At 71.9% G+C, this 18,663-nt stretch carries 17 protein-coding genes; 8 read left to right on the top strand and 9 right to left on the bottom strand.

Going from position 1 to position 18,663, the window contains the following annotated elements; translation table 11 throughout:
- The first annotated feature begins 90 nt into the window (after positions 1–90).
- Positions 91–285 carry a DUF5999 family protein gene (locus ACIRVK_RS06255; protein ID WP_404244236.1) on the top strand — a complete coding sequence of 65 codons (195 nt, stop codon included), beginning with the start codon at positions 91–93 and terminating at the stop codon, positions 283–285.
- A gap of 10 nt (positions 286–295) precedes the next feature.
- Here ACIRVK_RS06255 and ACIRVK_RS06260 read toward each other — a convergent pair whose 3' ends face one another.
- A complete protein-coding gene (locus ACIRVK_RS06260) occupies positions 296–694 on the bottom strand; it encodes a RidA family protein (RefSeq protein WP_404244237.1) in 399 nt (132 codons plus the stop codon).
- On the bottom strand, positions 691–1,869 hold the full coding sequence (locus tag ACIRVK_RS06265) for an acyl-CoA dehydrogenase family protein (protein ID WP_404244238.1): 1,179 nt from the start codon (positions 1,867–1,869) through the stop codon (positions 691–693). Before ACIRVK_RS06265 ends, ACIRVK_RS06260 begins: the two co-directional genes overlap by 4 nt.
- 138 nt (positions 1,870–2,007) lie before the next feature.
- On the opposite strand from ACIRVK_RS06265, the gene ACIRVK_RS06270 reads away from it, so the two are divergent.
- Both ACIRVK_RS06270 and ACIRVK_RS06275 read left to right on the top strand, forming a co-directional pair.
- Positions 2,008–3,600, top strand: a complete 1,593-nt coding sequence (locus ACIRVK_RS06270; protein ID WP_404244239.1) for an AMP-binding protein — start codon at positions 2,008–2,010, stop codon at positions 3,598–3,600.
- Positions 3,601–3,615: 15 nt separating this feature from the next.
- Positions 3,616–4,434, top strand: a complete 819-nt coding sequence (locus ACIRVK_RS06275) for a PaaX family transcriptional regulator C-terminal domain-containing protein (RefSeq protein WP_404244240.1) — start codon at positions 3,616–3,618, stop codon at positions 4,432–4,434.
- A gap of 34 nt (positions 4,435–4,468) precedes the next feature.
- Here ACIRVK_RS06275 and ACIRVK_RS06280 read toward each other — a convergent pair whose 3' ends face one another.
- Both ACIRVK_RS06280 and ACIRVK_RS06285 read right to left on the bottom strand, forming a co-directional pair.
- Positions 4,469–6,736 (bottom strand): bifunctional salicylyl-CoA 5-hydroxylase/oxidoreductase, encoded by a 2,268-nt coding sequence (locus ACIRVK_RS06280; protein WP_404244241.1) that lies wholly within the window; start codon positions 6,734–6,736, stop codon positions 4,469–4,471.
- Between the two features lie 7 nt (positions 6,737–6,743).
- Complete coding sequence (locus ACIRVK_RS06285) at positions 6,744–7,571, bottom strand: enoyl-CoA hydratase family protein (RefSeq protein WP_404244242.1); 828 nt, start codon at positions 7,569–7,571, stop codon at positions 6,744–6,746.
- A gap of 255 nt (positions 7,572–7,826) precedes the next feature.
- Between ACIRVK_RS06285 and ACIRVK_RS06290 the strand changes: the two genes are divergently transcribed.
- On the top strand, positions 7,827–8,282 hold the full coding sequence (locus ACIRVK_RS06290; RefSeq protein WP_404244243.1) for an ATP-binding protein: 456 nt from the start codon (positions 7,827–7,829) through the stop codon (positions 8,280–8,282).
- 6 nt (positions 8,283–8,288) lie between these two features.
- On the opposite strand, the gene argF is transcribed toward ACIRVK_RS06290, so the two are convergent.
- A complete protein-coding gene (argF, locus tag ACIRVK_RS06295; protein WP_404244244.1) occupies positions 8,289–9,296 on the bottom strand; it encodes an ornithine carbamoyltransferase in 1,008 nt (335 codons plus the stop codon).
- 82 nt (positions 9,297–9,378) lie between these two features.
- Positions 9,379–10,602: an arginine deiminase gene (locus tag ACIRVK_RS06300; protein ID WP_404244245.1), complete on the bottom strand. Its 1,224-nt coding sequence runs from the start codon at positions 10,600–10,602 to the stop codon at positions 9,379–9,381.
- A gap of 130 nt (positions 10,603–10,732) precedes the next feature.
- Between ACIRVK_RS06300 and ACIRVK_RS06305 the strand changes: the two genes are divergently transcribed.
- On the top strand, positions 10,733–11,770 hold the full coding sequence (locus ACIRVK_RS06305; protein WP_404244246.1) for an SPFH domain-containing protein: 1,038 nt from the start codon (positions 10,733–10,735) through the stop codon (positions 11,768–11,770).
- Positions 11,767–12,666: a hypothetical protein gene (locus tag ACIRVK_RS06310; RefSeq protein ID WP_404244247.1), complete on the top strand. Its 900-nt coding sequence runs from the start codon at positions 11,767–11,769 to the stop codon at positions 12,664–12,666. The genes ACIRVK_RS06305 and ACIRVK_RS06310 overlap by 4 nt, the downstream gene beginning before the upstream one ends.
- A gap of 18 nt (positions 12,667–12,684) precedes the next feature.
- Here the strand turns inward: ACIRVK_RS06310 and ACIRVK_RS06315 are convergent, their stop codons facing one another.
- From ACIRVK_RS06315 to ACIRVK_RS06325, 3 genes are all read right to left on the bottom strand, one after another.
- Positions 12,685–15,231, bottom strand: a complete 2,547-nt coding sequence (locus tag ACIRVK_RS06315; protein ID WP_404244248.1) for a polynucleotide kinase-phosphatase — start codon at positions 15,229–15,231, stop codon at positions 12,685–12,687.
- Positions 15,228–16,691 (bottom strand): 3' terminal RNA ribose 2'-O-methyltransferase Hen1, encoded by a 1,464-nt coding sequence (locus ACIRVK_RS06320; protein WP_404244249.1) that lies wholly within the window; start codon positions 16,689–16,691, stop codon positions 15,228–15,230. Before ACIRVK_RS06320 ends, ACIRVK_RS06315 begins: the two co-directional genes overlap by 4 nt.
- 111 nt (positions 16,692–16,802) lie before the next feature.
- Positions 16,803–17,726 carry an LLM class F420-dependent oxidoreductase gene (locus ACIRVK_RS06325; RefSeq protein ID WP_404244250.1) on the bottom strand — a complete coding sequence of 308 codons (924 nt, stop codon included), beginning with the start codon at positions 17,724–17,726 and terminating at the stop codon, positions 16,803–16,805.
- Positions 17,727–17,844: 118 nt separating this feature from the next.
- On the opposite strand from ACIRVK_RS06325, the gene ACIRVK_RS06330 reads away from it, so the two are divergent.
- Positions 17,845–18,006, top strand: a complete 162-nt coding sequence (locus tag ACIRVK_RS06330; RefSeq protein ID WP_404244251.1) for a hypothetical protein — start codon at positions 17,845–17,847, stop codon at positions 18,004–18,006.
- Between the two features lie 325 nt (positions 18,007–18,331).
- On the top strand, positions 18,332–18,663 hold a 332-nt coding region (locus ACIRVK_RS06335), incomplete at its 3' end, for a helix-turn-helix domain-containing protein (RefSeq protein ID WP_404244252.1).

Genomic DNA, 18,663 nt, shown 5'->3' on the forward strand with positions numbered 1-18,663 from the left:
GTCCGCCCGTTCCGGTGTGTTCGCGACGGGAGCATCGTCAAGGACACAGGGACCCCCGACCGGGTGGTCCGATCGACCTGGAGGTGCGCCGTGTGTTCACACCAGCCTTCATGCCCTGCCTCCGACAACCACGCCCCGCACGTCGTCGCCGCCCACCCGGAGCAGGGCTGGGCCCTGCTGTGCGACGGCGCGATCGTGTTCGACGACAGCGGTGAGCTGACCGCCGACGGCCGGATCGTGGCACCACACCGGGTACCGGCAGACCGCCTCGCCGTCGCCGCCTGACCGGCGGCCCTCAGGGCAGTACGGCGAAACCGTCGAGCTCGACCAGCGCCTGGTCGTCCCACAGGCGTACGACCTCCACGACCGCCATCGCCGGGTAGTCCCGGCCCGCCAACCGCCGCCACACGCGCCCGAGTTCGGCCGCGTGCACACGGTAGGCGGCGACGTCGGTGGCGTAGACGGTGACGCGGGCCAGGTCGGCGGGGGTGCCGCCAGTGGCCGCGAGGGCGGTCAGCAGATTGGTGAGCGCCTTCTCGAACTGGGCCGGGAGCGTGTCGCCGGTGACCTTGCCCGCGGTGTCGAGGGCGGTCTGGCCGGCCAGGAAGACCACGCGGGTGCCGGTGGCGACCACCGCGTGGGAGAAGCCCGCGGGCGGGGAGAGTTCGGTCGGATTGACGCGTTCGGTGCTCACCGGCCCACCTCCGGGGACTGCTCCTGCACATCCGCCTCCTTGTACAACTCCCTGGCGATGATGCCGCGTTGTACCTCACTCGCGCCCTCGTAGATACGCGGGGCGCGCACCTCGCGGTACAGGTGCTCCAGCAGGTGCCCGCGGCGCAGCGCCCGGGCACCGTGCAACTGGACCGCCGTGTCGACGACCTGCTGCGCGGTCTCGGTGGCGAGCAGCTTCGCCATCGCCGCGCGCTTGGGGACGTCGGTGGCGCCTTCGTCGTACGCCGTCGCCGCCGCGTACACCATGAGGCGGGCCGCGTCGGTGCGCAGGGCCAGCTCGGCGACCTGGTGCGCGACGGTCTGCAGATCCCTCAACTTGCCGCCGAACGCGTCCCGTCGGGCGGTGTGTGCCAGGGTCGCGTCCAGCGCGGCCTGCGCCATGCCGACGGCGAAGGCACCGACACTGGGCCGGAAGAGGTCGAGGGTCCCCATCGCCACCCGGAAGCCCCGATCGACCTCCCCGAGCACGTCGTCCGCCGACACGGGCACGGCGCCGAAGTCGAGGGCGCCGATGGGGTGCGGCGAGAGCATGTCGAGCGCGCTGCCGGTGAGACCGGGACGGTCGGCGGGAACGAGGAAGGCGGTCACGCCCCGGGCGCCGGCGCCGGGGGTGGTCCGCGCGAAGACGGTGTAGAAGTCGGCCTCGGGCGCGTTGGAGATCCAGCACTTCTCCCCGGTGAGCCGCCAACGGGAGGTGCCGTCGGCGGTGGCGGAGAGCGGCTGGGGCTCAGGGTCCGCCCGTAGGGTCAGCGCGGCCGCGTCCGAGCCGGCGCCCGGCTCGCTCAGGGCGAAGGCGGCGACCGCGGTGCCGTCCGAGACGCGGGGCAGCCAGTGCTCGCGCTGGGCCGGGGTGCCGTGGGCGTGGACGGGATACGCGCCCAGGCCCTGGAGGGCGAGTGCCGTCTCCGCCTCCGTGCAGGAGTAGGCCAGGGACTCCCGCATCAGGCAGAGGTCGAGGGCGCCGGAGGTGAACAGCCGGGCGAGCAGGCCGAGTCGGCCCAGTTCGGCGATGAGCGGGCGGTTGACGTGCCCGGGCTCCCCCTTCTCGGCGAGCGGGCGCAGGCGTTCCGCCGCGAGCGCGCGCAGCTGTCCGCACCAGGCGATCTGCTCCGGTTCGAGCGAGAATGCGGGCATCGCCGGTCTCCTCTCCGCCGCGTCTCCCCCGACGGTATCGCGCTCTGTTGACTGTCGTCACCAACGCGATACGCTCGTTCGGCGAGCCCACCACGACGCCCAAGATCGGCGGCCCACAAGGCAAGGGGGCGAACCGCCATGATCGACTCGGCCCATGTCGACACCTTCGCGCGCGACCACCTCCCGCCCCCCGACCAGTGGCCCGAGCTGCGCTTCGACCTGCCCGAACTGCGTTACCCCGATCGGCTGAACTGTGCCGCCGAGCTGCTCGCCGGTCCGCCGGACGGCCGTGCGGCCTTCCACACGCCGGACGGCTCCACATGGACCTACGGCGAGCTTCGCGCGCAGGTCGACCGGCTGGCGCATCTGCTCAGCGGCGAGCTCGGCGTCGTACCGGGCCATCGGGTGCTGCTGCGCGGCCCGAGCACGCCGTGGCTGGCGGCGTGCTGGCTGGCGGTGCTGAAGGTGGGGGCGGTGGCGGTGACGGTGCTGGCACAGCAGCGGCCGTCCGAGCTGTCAGTGATATGCGACATGGCACGGGTCCGGCACGCGCTCTGCGACATCCGTTCCGTCGACGACCTCGCCAAGGCCGAGATACCCGGCCTGCACATCACCACCTACGGCGGCGACGCCCCCGACGACCTCCTGCGCCGTCCGGCGCCCGACACGCCCTGCCCCGCCGTGGACACCGCGGCCGACGACGTCGCGCTGATCGCGTTCACCTCGGGCACCACGGGTCGCCCGAAAGGGTGCATGCACTTCCACCGGGATGTGCTAGCGATAGCGGACACTTTCTCCAGGTATGTGCTCAAGCCCTATGTGGACGACGTCTTCACGGGCAGCCCGCCCCTCGGCTTCACCTTCGGCCTCGGCGGCCTGGTGGTCTTCCCGCTGCGGGCCGGCGCGAGCGCGCTGCTGCTGGAAGAGGCCCACCCCCGGCAGCTGCTGCCCGCCGTCGCCGAGCACCGCGTCTCGGTCCTGTTCACCGCCCCGACGGCCTACCGAGCGATGCTGCGCGACCTGGACGCGTACGACGTCTCGTCCCTGCGCCGCTGTGTCTCCGCCGGCGAGAACCTCCCCGCCGCCACCTGGCAGGCCTGGTACGAGCGGACCGGGCTGCGCATCATCAATGGCATAGGCGCGACCGAGCTGCTGCACATCTTCATCTCCGCCGCCGACGACGCGATCCGTCCCGGCACGACCGGACTGCCCGTACCGGGCTGGTACGCGCGCGTGCAGGACGACAACGGACGGCCCGTGCCCGACGGGGAGCCGGGCCTGCTCGCCGTGCGGGGACCGGTCGGCTGCCGCTACCTCGCCGATCCACGCCAGCACGACTACGTCCGCGACGGCTGGAACATCACCGGCGACACCTATGTCCGGGACCCGGACGGCTACTTCCGCTATGTCGCCCGCGCCGACGACATGATCATCTCGGCCGGTTACAACATCGCGGGCCCGGAGGTCGAGGACGCGTTGCTGCGTCACCCGGACGTGGTGGAGGCGGCGGTCGTGGGACGCCCCGACGAGGCCCGCGGGCAGGTGGTCGTGGCCCATGTGGTCCTCAAGGAGGGCGCCGTACGGGACGCCGAGGCCCTGCGCGCCTTCGTCAAGGCGGAACTCGCGCCGTACAAGTGCCCGCGCGAGATCGTCTTCCTGGAGGCGCTGCCGCGCACGGCGACCGGAAAGCTCCAGCGGTTCCGGCTGCGCACCGATGGTGACCAGCAGTGATCACGAAGACCTAAGATGATCAACGTGTCCGACCAGCATGCACCACGGTCTCTCATCGTCACGCTCTACGGCGCCTACGGCCGCTTCGTCCCGGGCCCGGTGCCCGTCGCGGAGCTGATCCGGCTGCTGGCCGCGGTCGGCGTGGACGCCCCCTCCGTACGCTCGTCGGTGTCCCGCCTCAAACGCCGCGGGCTGCTGCTGCCCGCCCGCACCTCCGAGGGCGCGGCCGGGTACGAACTGTCGCCGGACGCGCGGCAGTTGCTCGACGACGGTGACCGGCGCATCTACCTGACCGCGCCGCCCGAGGACGAGGGCTGGGTGCTCGCCGTGTTCTCGGTGCCGGAGTCGGAGCGGCAGAAGCGGCACGTGCTGCGCTCACGGCTGGCCGGGCTCGGCTTCGGCACGGCGGCGCCGGGCGTGTGGATCGCCCCGGCCCGGCTGTACGAGGAGACGCGGCACACCCTGCGCCGGCTGCACCTGGACCCGTACGTCGACCTGTTCCGTGGTGAGCACCTCGGCTTCGCCGCGACCGTCGAGGCGGTCGCCCGCTGGTGGGACCTGGCCGCCATCGCCAAGGAGCACGAGGCGTTCCTGGACCGCCACGCACCCGTGCTGCACGAGTGGCGGGAGCGTCGGGACACCCCGCCCGAGGCCGCCTACCGCGACTATCTCCTCGCCCTCGACTCCTGGCGCCACCTCCCCTACACCGACCCGGGTCTGCCCGCCCGCCTCCTGCCCGGGGACTGGCCCGGTGTCCGCTCGGCCGCGGTGTTCCGGGAGCTGCACGCACGGCTCAGGGACGCGGGCGCCGCGTTCGCGACACCGTCGACATAGCGGCCGGCAGAGGTACCTCTGGCACCGGGCGTCCTCAAGTCCCCAGGGTCAGGCGGGGCTTGGGGCCGTCGGTGCGTCCGGTCCGCGGCGGGCGGCTGCCCGCGCGGTACGGTGCCGGCCACACCACGCCCGGGCCGTCGTACCCCTGTTCCGCCGCCGCGTGCAGGGTCCAGTGCGGGTCGTAGAGGTGGGGGCGGGCGAGGGCGCAGAGGTCCGTACGGCCGGCCAGGATCAGGGAGTTGACGTCGTCCCAGGAGGAGATCGCGCCGACCGCGATCACCGGGACGCCGACGCTGTTGCGGATGCGGTCGGCGTACGGCGTCTGGTACGAGCGCCCGAACTCCGGGTGTTCGTCGGCCACGACCTGCCCGGTCGACACGTCGATGGCATCGGCACCGTGCGCGGCGAAGGCGCGGGCGACGGCCACGGCGTCCTCGGCGGTGTTGCCGCCCTCGGCCCAGTCGGTGGCGGAGATGCGGACCGTCATGGGCCTCTCCTCCGGCCAGACGGCGCGGATCGCGTCGAAGACCTCCAGCGGGAAGCGGAGTCGTTTCTCCAGTGAGCCGCCGTAGGCGTCGGTGCGGTGGTTGGTGAGGGGGGAGAGGAAGCCGGAGAGCAGGTAGCCGTGCGCGCAGTGCAGTTCGAGGAGGTCGAAGCCGGCCCGTGCGGCCCGCCCGGCGGCGGACGTGAACTGCTCGCGGATGTCGGTGAGTTGGGCGCGGGTCAGCTCGCGCGGCGTCTGGCTGCCCGGCCGGTACGGCAGCGGGGAGGCGGCCACGAGGGGCCAGTTGCCGTCGGGCAGCGGTTCGTCCATGCCCTCCCACATCAGCCTGGTCGAGCCCTTGCGGCCGGAGTGGCCGAGCTGCACGCCGATCGCCGTGCCCGGCGACCGCGTGTGCACGAAGTCGGTGATCCGCCGCCAGGACTCGGCCTGCCTGCCGGTGTACAGGCCGGTGCAGCCGGGGGTGATCCTGCCGTCCGCGCTGACGCACACCATCTCGGTCATGACCAGTCCGGCGCCGCCGAGGGCGCGGGCGCCGAGGTGGACGAGGTGGAAGTCGCCGGGGACGCCGTCGACCGCCGAGTACATGTCCATGGGCGAGACGACGACGCGGTTGCGCAGGGTCAGGCCGCGCAGGCGGAACGGGGTGAACATCGGCGGGGTGCCGGGCGCGCAGCCGAACTCGCGCTCGACGGCGCCGGTGAAGCGCGCGTCGCGCAGCCGGAGGTTGTCGTGGGTGACGCGGCGGCTGCGGGTGAGGAGGTTGAAGGCGAACTGGCGGGGCGGCTGGTGGAGGTAGAGCCCGAGGTTCTCGAACCACTCCAGGCTGGCGCGGGCCGCGCGCTGGGTGGAGGCCACGACGGGCTTGCGCTCTTCCTCGTAGGCCGTGAGCGCCTTGTCCAGGGACGGCTGTTCCGCCACGCAGGCGGCGAGGACGAGGGCGTCCTCGACGGCGAGTTTGGTGCCGGAGCCGATGGAGAAGTGGGCGGTGTGGGCGGCGTCGCCGAGCAGGACCACGTTGCCGTGGGACCAGCGTTCGTTGGTGACCGTGCGGAAGGTCGTCCAGGCCGACTTGTTGGAGCGCAGGGGGCGTCCGCGGAGGGCGTCGGTGAAGATCTTGGCGCAGCGGTCGATGGACTCCCCGGTGTCGAGTTCGTCGAAGCCGGCCGCGCGCCAGACGTTCTCTTGCATCTCCACGATCACGGTGGAGGCGTCCGGCGCAAAGGGGTAGCCGTGCAGTTGCATCACGCCGTGTTCGGTCTCGGCGATCTCGAAGCGGAAGGCGCCGAAGGGGAAGTCGGTGGCCAGCCAGATGTAGCGGCAGTGGTGGGCGGTCACATGGGGGCGGAACACATGGGCGTAGGCCTCACGGGTGGCGCTGCCCACTCCGTCGGCGGCGATGACCAGGTCGTGGGTACCGGCCAGCCAGTCGGGGTAGGGGGCCTCGGAGCGGAAGCGGAGGTCCACGCCGAGGTTCCGGCAGCGGGTGTGAAGGATCTCCAGGAGACGTTTCCGGCCGAGGGCGGCGAACCCGTGTCCTGAGGAGGTGTGGCGGGTGTCGCCGTGGACGATGTCTATGTCGTCCCAGCGGATGAAGTGTTGTCGGAGTGCCTCGTAGACCTGGAGGTCGGCGTGCTCGATGCCACCGAGGGTCTCGTCGGAGAGGACGACTCCGAAGCCGAAGGTGTCGTCGGGGGCGTTGCGTTCCCAGACGGTCACCTGGCGGGACGGGTCGAGCCGTTTCAGCAGGGCGGCGGCGTAGAGCCCGCCGGGGCCGCCACCGATGATCGCGACGCGCATCGCGACCTCACCTCCCCTGCCATTTCGGCGGCCGCTTCTCCGTGAAAGCCCGGTGGAACTCCGCGTAGTCCTCGCCGTTCATCAGGAGGGCCTGGGTCGAGGCGTCCAGTTCGACCGAGGCCGCCAGGGGCATGTCCAGTTCGGCTGTCAGCAACGCTTTCGTCTGGGCGTACGCCAGGGCCGGGCCGTCGGCCAGGCGGCGTGCCAGGGCCTCGGCCGCCTCGTCGGCCGCGCCCTCCTCGGTCAGTTCGCTGATCAGGCCGATGCGCTCGGCCTCCGGGGCCCTTACCTGGTCGCCGAGCATCAGCAGGCGGGTGGCGTGGCCCAGGCCGACCACCCTCGGGAGCAGGTACGCCGCGCCCATGTCGCCGCCGGACAGGCCCACTCGGGTGAAGAGGAAGGCGAAGCGCGTCGTCGGGTCGGCCACCCGGAAGTCCGCCGCCAGGGCCAGGACCGCGCCCGCACCGGCCGCGACCCCGTGCAGCGCCGCGATCACCGGGAAGGGGCATTCCCGTACCGCCCTGACGACCTGGCCCGTCATGCGGTTGAAGTCCAGGAGCCGGGCGGTGTCCATGGACAGGGTGGCGCCGATGATGTCGTCGACGTCGCCGCCCGAGCAGAAGCCGTGGCCCTCGCCGGCCAGGACCAGGGCGCGCACGGACCGCTCGCGGGACAGCTCGGCGAGCAGGTCGCGCAGGTCGGCGTAGGCGCCGAAGGTGAGCGCGTTGAGTTTCTCGGGGCGGGCCAGGGTGACGGTGGCGACGCCGTCGCTGAGCTCCAGGCGCAGGTGCCGCCAGTCGGAGGTGCGGGCGGCGGAGCCGGTGAAGGGACTCATGAGGTGCGGCCTCCTCGGACGGTGGCGCGGACACAACTCGAAGTTATCACCGATCCGTGACTGTCGTCACGGACGCAATATAGTCCTGTCACCGCTCCTCGATAGATCGGTAACAGCGCGATCGGGCGCGCGAGGCAAGCCGTTGCTACGGGTAAGCCGCCCGTCAGTGGGGCCGAGGGTCCCGCACGGAGCCGACGGTCGTCCCGGACGGCGGCGCCGTACCATTCATCAGGTTGAAAGCAGGACAGCCTGCTCATGAACGGACCCGCCTTGTACGAACCCCCCTCGGCCTCCGCCGCCTCCTGGCGCATCGCGCTGCCGCACTCCGCCGCGGCCGTGCCCGTGGCCCGCGCCCTGGTGCGCACGGCGCTGGCCGAGCTGGAACACGGGGCCGACAGCGACACCGCGGAGCTGCTCACGGCGGAGCTGGTGGCGAACGCGGTGGAGCACACCGCCGGGGACTCTCCCATAGAGCTCGTGGTCGAGTTGCTGCCCGGCGGCTGCCAGGTCGAGGTGCACGACCCGGACCCCGCGCCGCCGGGTGATCTGACGACACCGGCCACCCTCGTGCCCGACCCCTGGCAGGAGCACGGGCGCGGGCTCCTGCTGATCCGCGCGCTCAGCTCGTCCTGCGGGCACCGGCCGACGGACGGCGGGAAGGCCGTCTGGTTCCGGCTGCCGTCGGTGCCGCCGCAGCGGCGTCCCTTGTGAGCGCTGTCAGGCCAGCGTCGCCACCAGGATCGCCTTGATCGTGTGCAGACGGTTCTCCGCCTCGTCGAAGACGACCGAGTAGGAGGACTCGAAGACCTCGTCGGTCACCTCGAGCGAGTCCAGGCCGTGGCTGGCGTGGATGTCCCGGCCGACCTGGGTGCCGAGGTCGTGGAAGGCCGGCAGGCAGTGCAGGAACCGGACGTCCGGGTTGCCGGTGGCGCGCAGGACGTCCATGGTCACCGCGTAGGGGGCGAGGGCGGTGATCCGCTCGTCCCAGACGTCCTTGGGCTCGCCCATGGAGACCCAGACGTCGGTGGCGACGAAGTCGGCGCCCAGCACGCCCTCGGAGACCGTCTCGGTGAGCGTGATGCGGGCGCCACTGGTCTCGGCGAGCTCCCCGGCGCGGTCGACGATCTCCTGCGCGGGCCAGTACGACTTCGGGGCGACGATGCGGACGTCCATGCCGAGCAGGGCACCGGTGACCAGGTAGGAGTTGCCCATGTTGAAGCGGGCGTCGCCGAGGTAGGCGAAGGCGATCTCCGGCACCGGCTTGGCGGTGTGCTCGGTCATCGTCAGCACGTCGGCGAGCATCTGGGTGGGGTGCCAGTCGTCGGTCAGACCGTTGTAGACGGGGACGCCGGCGTGGACGGCGAGCTCCTCGACCTTCTGCTGGCTGTCGCCGCGGTACTCGATCCCGTCGTACATCCGGCCGAGCACGCGCGCGGTGTCCTTGACCGACTCCTTGTGGCCGATCTGCGAGCCCGACGGGTCGAGGTAGGTCGTCGAGGCGCCCTGGTCGGCGGCGGCGACCTCGAACGCGCAGCGGGTGCGCGTCGAGGTCTTCTCGAAGATCAGGGCGATGTTCTTCCCGCGCAGGTAAGGGGTCTCGGTCCCGGCCTTCTTCGCGGCCTTCAGCTCGGCGGCCAGCTCGATCAGGCCGAGGAACTCCTCCCCGGTGAAGTCGAGCTCCTTGAGGAAGGGGCGGCCGGCGAGGGCGGTCGGGACTGTCGCCATGGGGCGCTCCAGAGATGCGAAGAACAGCGGGACCCTGGAAGTCTATACGAACTTTAGCATTTATATGCACACGCGGGTACGACTATACGGCGGCCCGTTCGACCGGACAGCTCATGCAGCGCGGTCCGCCCCGGCCCCGGCCGAGTTCGCTGCCCGGGATCTCGATCACTTCGATGCCCTGTTTGCGCAGGTGGGTGTTGGTGGTGGCGTTGCGCTCGTAGGCGACGACGACACCGGGCTCGACGGCGAGCACGTTGCAGCCGTCGTCCCACTGCTCGCGCTCGGCGGCGTGCACGTCCTGGGTGGCGGTCAGGACGCGGATCTCGCTGAGGCCGAGGGCGGCGGCGATCGCCCGGTGCATGTGCTCCGGCGGATGGTCGGTGACCTTGAGTTCCTTGTCCCCGACGCCCGGTTCGATGGTGTATGAGCGGAGCATGCCGAGGCCCGCGTACTGGGTGAAGGTGTCGCCGTCGACCATGGTCATCACGGTGTCGAGGTGCATGAAGGCGCGCCGTTTCGGCATGTCGAGCGCGACGATCGTCTGCGCGGAGCCGGCCGCGAACAGCTTGTGCGCGAGCATCTCCACGGCCTGCGGGGTGGTCCGTTCGCTCATGCCGATGAGGACGGCGCCGTTGCCGATGACCAGCACGTCCCCGCCCTCGATGGTGGACGGGTAGTCGGCCTGCCCCTCGGACCAGACCCGGAAGGTCTCGTCGCGGAAGAGGGGGTGGTGGCGGTAGATCGCCTCGAAGTGGACCGTCTCGCGCTGCCGGGCCGGCCAGCGCATGGCGTTGACGGCGACGCCGTCGTAGATCCAGGCGGAGGTGTCGCGGGTGAAGAGGTGGTTGGGCAGCGGTGCCAGCAGGAACTCGTCGAGGTCCATGACATGGAAGCGGACCGAGGTCGGCTCCGGGTGCGCGTCCAGGAACTCGCGTTTGGTCATGCCACCGACCAGCGCCTCCGCGAGTTCGGGTGCGGGGAGGGTCTCGAAGGCGGCTCTGAGGTGGTCGGTGGCGAGGACGCCGTACTCCTTCTCGTCGAAGACCCGGTCCAGGACGAGGGTGCGGGCCGCCGGGATGTCCAGGGCCTCGGTGAGCAGATCGCCGAAGAGGTGGACGGTGACCCCGCGGTCGCGCAGGACGTCGGCGAAGCCGTCGTGCTCGGCGCGCGCCCGGCGCACCCACAGCACGTCGTCGAAGAGGAGGGTGTCCTTGTTGCTGGGGGTGAGCCTTTTGAGCTCGAGATCCGGCCGGTGCAGGATGACGCGGCGCAGCCGCCCGGCCTCGGAGTCGACGTGGAATCCCATGCCTCCATCCTGACCATCGGGTGGCGCCTTGACCCTCGGCTCGGCGGTTTCTTCGACTTCTTGTTCTCGTCCCCTTGACGATAACCGGCCACGGCGTTTATCGTCTGACAGACGAGAACGAGGGGGTCCGATGGCCGACATCACCCGGCGCCTGGGCTGGCGCCACCTGCGGGGCGCGCCCACGGCGCACATCCGGCACCACCGGGGCGGCAGGCTGCTGCACGACGGGCCGGGGCTCAGCTTCTGGTTCCGCGCGCTGACCGCGGCACTGTCCGAAGTACCGGTCGACGACCGGGAGCTGGCGATGACCTTCCACGCCCGTACGTCCGACTTCCAGGACGTGGCGGTGCAGGCGACGGTGACCTACCGGATCAGCGACCCGGCGCTCGCCGCGGCCCGGCTGGACTTCTCGATCGACCCGGACACGGGCGTGTGGCGGGGCGCCCCGCTGGAGCAGCTCGGCACCCTGCTGACCGAGACGGCCCAGCAGCACGCACTGGACGTCCTGGCCCGCACGTCGTTGGCCTCGGCCCTCGTGGACGGGGTGGCGGCGGTACGGGAGCGGGTCGCGGCCGGGCTCGCCGAGGAGCCGCGCCTGCCGGCGACCGGCATCGAGGTGGTCGCGGTGCGCGTGGTCGCGCTGCGCCCGGAGCCGGAGGTGGAGCGGGCCCTGCGCACCCCCGCCCGCGAGCAGATCCAGCAGGAGGCCGACCGGGCCACCTACGAACGGCGGGCCGTGGCCGTCGAGCGGGAGCGCGCCATCGCCGAGAACGAACTGGCCAGCCAGATCGAACTGGCCCGCCGCGAGGAGCAGTTGGTGGAGCAGCGGGGCACGAACGCGCGCCGCGAGGCACAGGAGCACGCGGCGGCGGACGCCGTGCGGGCGGACGCGGAGGCGGCGCGGACGGTGAAGCTGGCCGAGGCCGAGGCGCAGCGGTCGGTACGGCTGGCGCGCGCGGAGGCCGACGGGGCACGCGAGGTGGGTGAGGCCCGGGCGCAGGCGCAGGCCGCCTGGCTCCAGGTGCACGCGAACGTCGACGTGGCGACCCTGCACGCCCTCACCGGGAGCCGGCTCGCCGAGAACCTGCCCCGCATCGACAGCGTGACGATCTCGCCGGACGTGCTGAACGGGCTGCTGGCGAAGCTGGGCCACGGGGACCCGGCGTGAGCCTCGCGCCCCGGGTCGTCCTCGTCCACCGCACCACGGAGTACGAGGAGTTGGTCGCCCACCACGGTACGCACGGACAGGCCGCCTTCTTCCTCTCCTCCCGGGGCCGGGACATCGCGGAGGTCGCCGAGCGGCACCGGCTGACCCGGCGGGCGCTGGCCGAGGTGACCGCGGCGATCCCGCTGACCTGGCGGCAGAGCCGGGTGGAGCGAGCGGACCTGGACCGTTTCCTGTTCGCACCCGAGGACGTCGTGGTGGTCGTCGGACAGGACGGACTGGTCGCGAACGTCGCCAAGTACCTCGCCGGGCAGCCGGTGATCGGCATCGACACGGACCCCGGGCGCAACCCGGGCGTGCTGGTACGGCACCGGCCCACCGACGCGGCGACCCTGCTGCCCGCGGCACAGGCGGCAGGCACCGGCGCGGAGGAGCTGACGATGGTCGAGGCCGTCGCCGACGACACGCAGCGCCTGGTCGCGCTGAACGAGATCTACCTGGGCGCCGTGGGACACCAGACGGCCAGGTACCGCCTGGGCCTCGAGGACGACGGGGGTGTCGTCGAGGCCCAGGCCTCGTCCGGGGTGCTGGTGGGGACGGGAACCGGGGCGACGGGCTGGCTCCGGTCGGTGTGGCAGGAGCGGGGCGCCACGCTGGAACTTCCCCGCCCCACCGAGGGCCGCCTGCTGTGGTTCGTCCGCGAGGCCTGGCCCTCCCCCGCCACCGGCACGTCCCTGGTGGCCGGCGCGCTCTCCACCACGGCCCGCCTCCACGTAACCGTCGAGTCCGAACGGCTGGTCGCCTTCGGGGACGGCATGGAGGCGGACGCGCTGGAGCTGACGTGGGGGCAGTCCGTACGGATCGGGATTGCGGACACCTCACTGCGGCTGCTCGGCTGAGCAGGGCTCAGGCGGGGCTCACAGCCGTGGGTCCACCGGCTCCGACTCCAGGGCCAGCACCCCGAACACGGCCTCGTGCACCCGCCACAGCGGCTCGCCCTCCGCCAGCCGGTCCAGGGCCTCCAGACCCAGGGCGTACTCGCGGATCGCCAGTGACCGCTTGTGGTTGAGGAACCGGCTCTGCAGCCGGGCCAGGTTGTCGGGGCGCGTGTACTCCGGACCGTAGATGATCCGCAGGTACTCGCGGCCCCGGCACTTGATCCCGGGCTGCATCAGCCGGCCCTCACTGCCGCGCACCAGCGCGCCCAGCGGCTTGACGACCATGCCCTCACCGCCGCGGCCGGTCATCTCCAGCCACCAGTCGACACCCGCCTGCACCGACTCCGGGTCACCGGTGTCGACGTACAGCCGTCGGGTGGTCTGCAGCAGGCCGCTGCCGTCGTGCTCCACCAGCCGGTCCAGCAGCGCCAGTTGCTCGTCGTGCGCGAGCGCGGCGAGGCTGCGGCCCTGCACGGCCAGGATCTGGAACGGCGCCAGGCGTACGCCGTCCAGGCCGTCCGTGGTCCAGCAGTACCGCCGGTACGCCGCCGTGAACGCCGCCGCGTCCGAGGCGCGCTCACGCTGGCGGGCCAGCAGGTCGGCCACGTCACAGCCCCGCGCGGCGGCACCCTCCAGCGCGGCGAGCACCGCCGGGAACACCGCGCCGGAGGCGGCGCCGACGGCCGCGTACTGCGAGCGCAGCAGCCCGGCGGCCTTCAGCGACCAGGGCAGCAGCTCGGCGTCCAACAGGAGCCAGTCCGTGTCGAGTTCGCTCCACAGACCGGCCTCGGTGACCGCCGCGCGGACACGGCCGAGAATCTCCTCGGTCACCGACTCGTCGTCGAAGAAGGGCCGTCCGGTACGGGTGTACAGCGACCCCGTGGGCCCGTCGACACCGAACCGCCTGCTCGCGGCCTCGGCGTCCCGGCACACCAGCGCCACCGCCCGCGAGCCCATGTGCTTCTCCTCGCACACTACCCGCTCCACCCCGTCCGCCGCGTACTGCGCGAACGCCTCGGCCGGATGCTCCAAGTACCCCTCGACGTGCGAGGTCGCCGTGGGTGCCATGGTCGGCGGCAGGTACGGCAGCAGACGCGGGTCGACGGCGAACCGGCTCATGACCTCCAGGGCCGCGGCCGCGTTCTCCTCACGGACCGACACCCGGCCCGCGTGCCGGGTCTCCACCACCCGCCGGCCGTGCACGTCGTTCAGGTCGAGCGGCCGGCCGTCCTGCCCGCCGGGCGCCTCGGGCCGCAGCGGCCGCGTCGGCTCGTACCAGACCCGCTCGGCCGGTACGTCGACCAGTTCCCGCTCCGGCCAGCGCAGCGCGGTCAGCTTGCCGCCGAAGACGGCGCCGGTGTCCAGGCAGATGGTGTTGTTGAGCCAGGTGGCCTCCGGGACCGGGGTGTGGCCGTAGACCACGGCCGCACGGCCCCGGTAGTCCTCCGCCCACGGGTAGCGCACCGGCAGCCCGAACTCGTCGGTCTCGCCGGTCGTCTCGCCGTACAGGGCGTGCGAGCGGACCCGCCCTGAGGTGCGGCCGTGGTACTTCTCCGGCAGACCGGCGTGGCAGACCACCAGCCGGCCGCCGTCGAGGACGTAGTGGCTGACCAGCCCGTCGATGAACTCCCGTACCTCGGCGACGAACTCCTCGCTCTGGGCCGCCATCTGCTCGACGGTCTCGGCCAGTCCGTGGGTGTGCTGGACCTGGCGGCCCTTGAGGTGACGGCCGTACTTGTTCTCGTGGTTGCCCGGCACGCACAGGGCGTTGCCCGACTTCACCATCGCCATCACCCGGCGCAGCACTCCCGGGCTGTCGGGACCGCGGTCGACGAGGTCGCCGACGAAGACGGCCGTACGGCCGTCCGGGTGGACGCCGTCGGTGTAGCCCAACTTGCCCAGCAGCCCCTCCAGTTCGAAGGAGCAGCCGTGAATGTCGCCGATGATGTCGAAGGGGCCGGCGAGGTGGGTCAGGTCGTTGAACCGCTTCTCGGTGACGACGGTGGCGTGCTCGACGTCCTCCACGCCCCGCAGAACGTGCACCTTGCGGAAGCCCTCACGCTCCAAGTGCCGTACCGAACGGCGCAGTTCGCGGATGTGCCGCTGGATGACCCGGCGCGGCATGTCGGCCCGGTCGGTGCGGGCCGCGTTGCGCTCGGCGCACACCTCCTCCGGGACGTCGAGGACGATGGCGATGGGCAGCACGTCGTGCTGCCTGGCCAGGTCGATCAGCTGCCGCCGTGCGTCCTGCTGCACGCTGGTGGCGTCGACGACCGTACGGCGGCCGGCCGCCAGGCGCTTGCCCGCGACGTAGTGCAGGACGTCGAAGGCGTCGCGGGTCGCGCTCTGGTCGTTCTCGTCGTCGCCGACCAGGCCTCGGCAGAAGTCGGAGGAGATCACCTCGGTCGGCTTGAAGTGCCGGCGGGCGAAGGTCGACTTGCCGGAGCCGGAGGCGCCGACGAGCACGACGAGGGAGAGGTCGGTGACGGGCAGGACCCGACCCTGGTGCTGTGCTGTCCCGCTCATGCCGCCTTCGCCTCCTTCTGGGTCATCATCCTGAACACGGCCATCTGGGTGGGCGGCCCGACCTCCGGGTCGTCCGGTCCCACGGGCACGAACTCCACGTCGTAGCCGTGCCGTTCGGCCACCGTGGCCGCCCAGGCGCGGAACTCCTGACGGGTCCACTCGAACCGGTGGTCGCCGTGCCGGACGTGGCCGGCCGGGAGGGACTCCCAGCGGACGTTGTACTCGACGTTCGGGGTGGTCACCAGGACCGTGCGGGGGCGGGCCGAGCCGAACACCGCGTACTCGAGGGCCGGCAGCCGGGGCGGGTCGAGGTGCTCGACGACCTCGCTGAGCACGGCGGCGTCGTACCCCTTGAGCCGCTTGTCGGTGTAGGCGAGGGAGCCCTGGACGAGCCTGACGCGCGCGGCCTGCCGCTCGCCCATCCGGTCCAGCTTCAGCCGCCGGGAGGCGATGGTCAGGGCGCGCATCGAGACGTCGACACCGACGATCTCCGTGAACCGCGCGTCCTTGAGGAGGGCCTGCACCAACTGGCCCTGTCCGCACCCGAGGTCGAGCACGCGGGCGGCGCCGGACGCGTGCAGCGCGGCGATGATCGCGTCCCGTCGCTGCACGGCGAGCGGGGTCGGCTTCTCCTCCGTCTCGGTCTCCGCCGCGACGGCGTTGTCGATGTCCTCGACCTCGCTGTCGTCCGCCTCGGCGAGCCGCACCAGCTCCAGTCGCTCCATCGCCTGCCGGGTCAGCGACCAGCGGCGGGAGAGGTAACGGCTGGTGATCAGCTTCTGCTCGGGGTGCTCGGGCAGCCAGCCCTCACCGGCCCGCAGCAGCTTGTCCACCTCGTCCGACGACACCCAGTAGTGCTTTGCGTCGTCGAGCACGGGCAGCAGAACATAGAGGTGGCGCAGCGCCTCGGCGAGGGTCAGCGCGTCGGACTCCAGGACGAGCCGCACGTACCGGGAGTCGCCCCACTGCGGGAACTCGGCGTCCAGCGCCACCGGTTCGGCGGTCACCGCCCACCCCAGCGGCTCGAAGAGCCGTCGTACGAGGGCCGGGCCGCCGCGAGCGGGCAGCGCGGGCACCTCGACGCGCAGCGGCAGCCGTCGGCCGGCACGTTCCGGCCGGGCCTTGCACACGCCCTTCATCGCGGTGGAGAACACACCGCTCAGCGCCACCGCGAGCAGCGACGAGGCCGCGTAGGGGCGGTCGTTGACGTACTGCGCGAGCGCCGCGTCGGGGGCGCCGCCGCGCCCCTTCCCCTTGCCCTTCCTGACCAGGGCCACGGCATCGACCTCCAGCAGCAGCGCCGCCGTGCAGCGCCGGAGGTCCGCCTCGGGGTAGACGACGTGCGCCGTGCCGTGGGACAGCCGGGTCGAGAACGGGTTGTCAGGATGCTTGTGGAGGAGAAAACCCAGGTCGGTGGCCGGGTTCTGCTCGTCGCCAGTGGTCGAGATCGTCAGGAACACGTGACCGAGTATGGGTGGGGGCGGGCCGACTCCGGTACTGGATTACCGAGCCCCCAGGGTCGGTGACCCCGGGGGCTCGGGTTGTCGGTTCATCCGGGCGGGTCGATGTCCTTACGACAGCTGGGACTGCACCTGGGCGGCGATCAGCTCCAGGTGGTCCAGGTCGTGGAGGTCGAGGATCTGGAGGTAGAGGCGCTGGGAGCCGGCCTCGGTGTAGCGGCCGATCTTCTCGACGACCTCGGCGGGGGTGCCCGCCAGGCCGTTCGCCCTGAGCTCGTCGGCCTCGCGGCCGATGGCGGCGGCGCGGCGGGCGACCTCCTGGTCGTCCTTGCCGACGCAGACCACCAGGGCGTTGGACAGGATGATGGAACCGGCCTCACGACCGGCCTCCTCGGCGGCGGCGCGGACGCGGGCGAACTGGCGCTCGCTGTCCTCGACGGAGCCGAAGGGCAGGTTGAACTCGTCGGCGAAGCGGGCGGCGAGGCGTGGGGTGCGGGTAGGGCCGTGGCCGCCGATCAGGACGGGGATCCTGTCCTGGGCCGGCTTGGGCAGAGCGGGCGAGTCGGTGAGGTCGTAGTACGTGCCGTGGAAGTCATAGGTGTCGCCGAGCTTCGTCTGCCACAGGCCGGTGACGATCTCGAGCTGCTCCTCCAGGCGGGCGAACTTCTCCTGCGGGAAGGGGATGCCGTACGCCTTGTGCTCCTCCTCGAACCAGCCCGCGCCGAGACCGAGTTCGACACGGCCGCCGGACATCTGGTCCACCTGGGCGACCTGGATGGCGAGGACGCCGGGCAGGCGGAAGGTACCGGCCGTCATCAGGGTGCCCAGGCGGATCCGGCTGGTCTCGCGGGCGAGCCCGGCGAGGGTGATCCAGGCGTCGGTAGGGCCGGGGAGGCCGTCCACGTCGCCCATGCGGAGATAGTGGTCGGAGCGGAAGAAGGCGTCAAAACCGAGGTCCTCGGTGGCCTTCGCCACGGTGAGCAGGGTGTCGTAGGTGGCCCCTTGCTGGGGCTCGGTGAAGATACGGAGATCCATGCATCCATCCTGCACGCCCCGACGCGGTCAATCCCTTCGGGCCAGTGACCGGGGCCCCGGGTGATCGTTGGCCGCTGCGGAGCCGGACCGCCCGGCACCCGCGCCCGAGGAGGCCGTCATGTCCGAAGAATCCGTGGTGCCAGGGGGCTCCATCGGTCAGCCCAAAGGGCTGCTGCAGCGGATGGAGGAGCTGATGGCGGCGCTGAACGCGGACCTCTCGGCGCTCGACGCGGACCTGCAGACGACCGGCCGCGACACCGGGGAGCGGGACGCCTCCTGAGGTTCTAGTGCCGCGGCAGGCGACGTTCGCCCCGTCGCGACGCCCGGCACGCTCCCCCAGAGGGGGCACCCCCATCGCCGCACCGGCCGAAACCCCCAGTACGTCCGGTCCATCAACGGGGCATTCCGTCCGGCACGCCGAGAGGACGCTCCCCCACTCTCGACTTCGCTCGAGCGGGAGGGGCCCCCACGACGCCGCTCCTGACCGGGCAAACGCTGCCTGCCGCGGCACTAGTAGACTGTCGCGACTAAGTGTCTTTCTGGTTGGTGGAGTTGGGGTCGGGCAGGCTTCGTATGATGCTTGCGTTCGGCCGGGCAGGGGTGCCGTGTCCTCGCAGAAGAAGTATCCGGTTGTCTTGAGTGCCGAAGACCGTCGGGCGTTGGAGCGTGTGACGACGACGGGGGTGCGCAGCGCGTCGATGATCAGGCGGGCGCGGGTGCTGCTCGCGTTGGACACCTCGGCCGGCGAGGTCGCTCCGCGGGCGGTGATCGCGGAGCGGATCGGGGTCTCGTGTGATTCGGTCCGCCTGATCTCGAAGCGGTACGCGGAGACCGGCGGCGATGTGTGGGCCACGGTCGGCCGGAAGCAACGCGCACTGCCGCCGGTGCCCTCCTTGGTGACCGGCGAGGTCGAGGCGAGGCTGATCGCGCTGGCCTG

Origin of the sequence: Streptomyces sp. NPDC101152, from assembly GCF_044768275.1 — a bacterium.
Classification (GTDB): Bacteria; Actinomycetota; Actinomycetes; order Streptomycetales; family Streptomycetaceae; genus Streptomyces.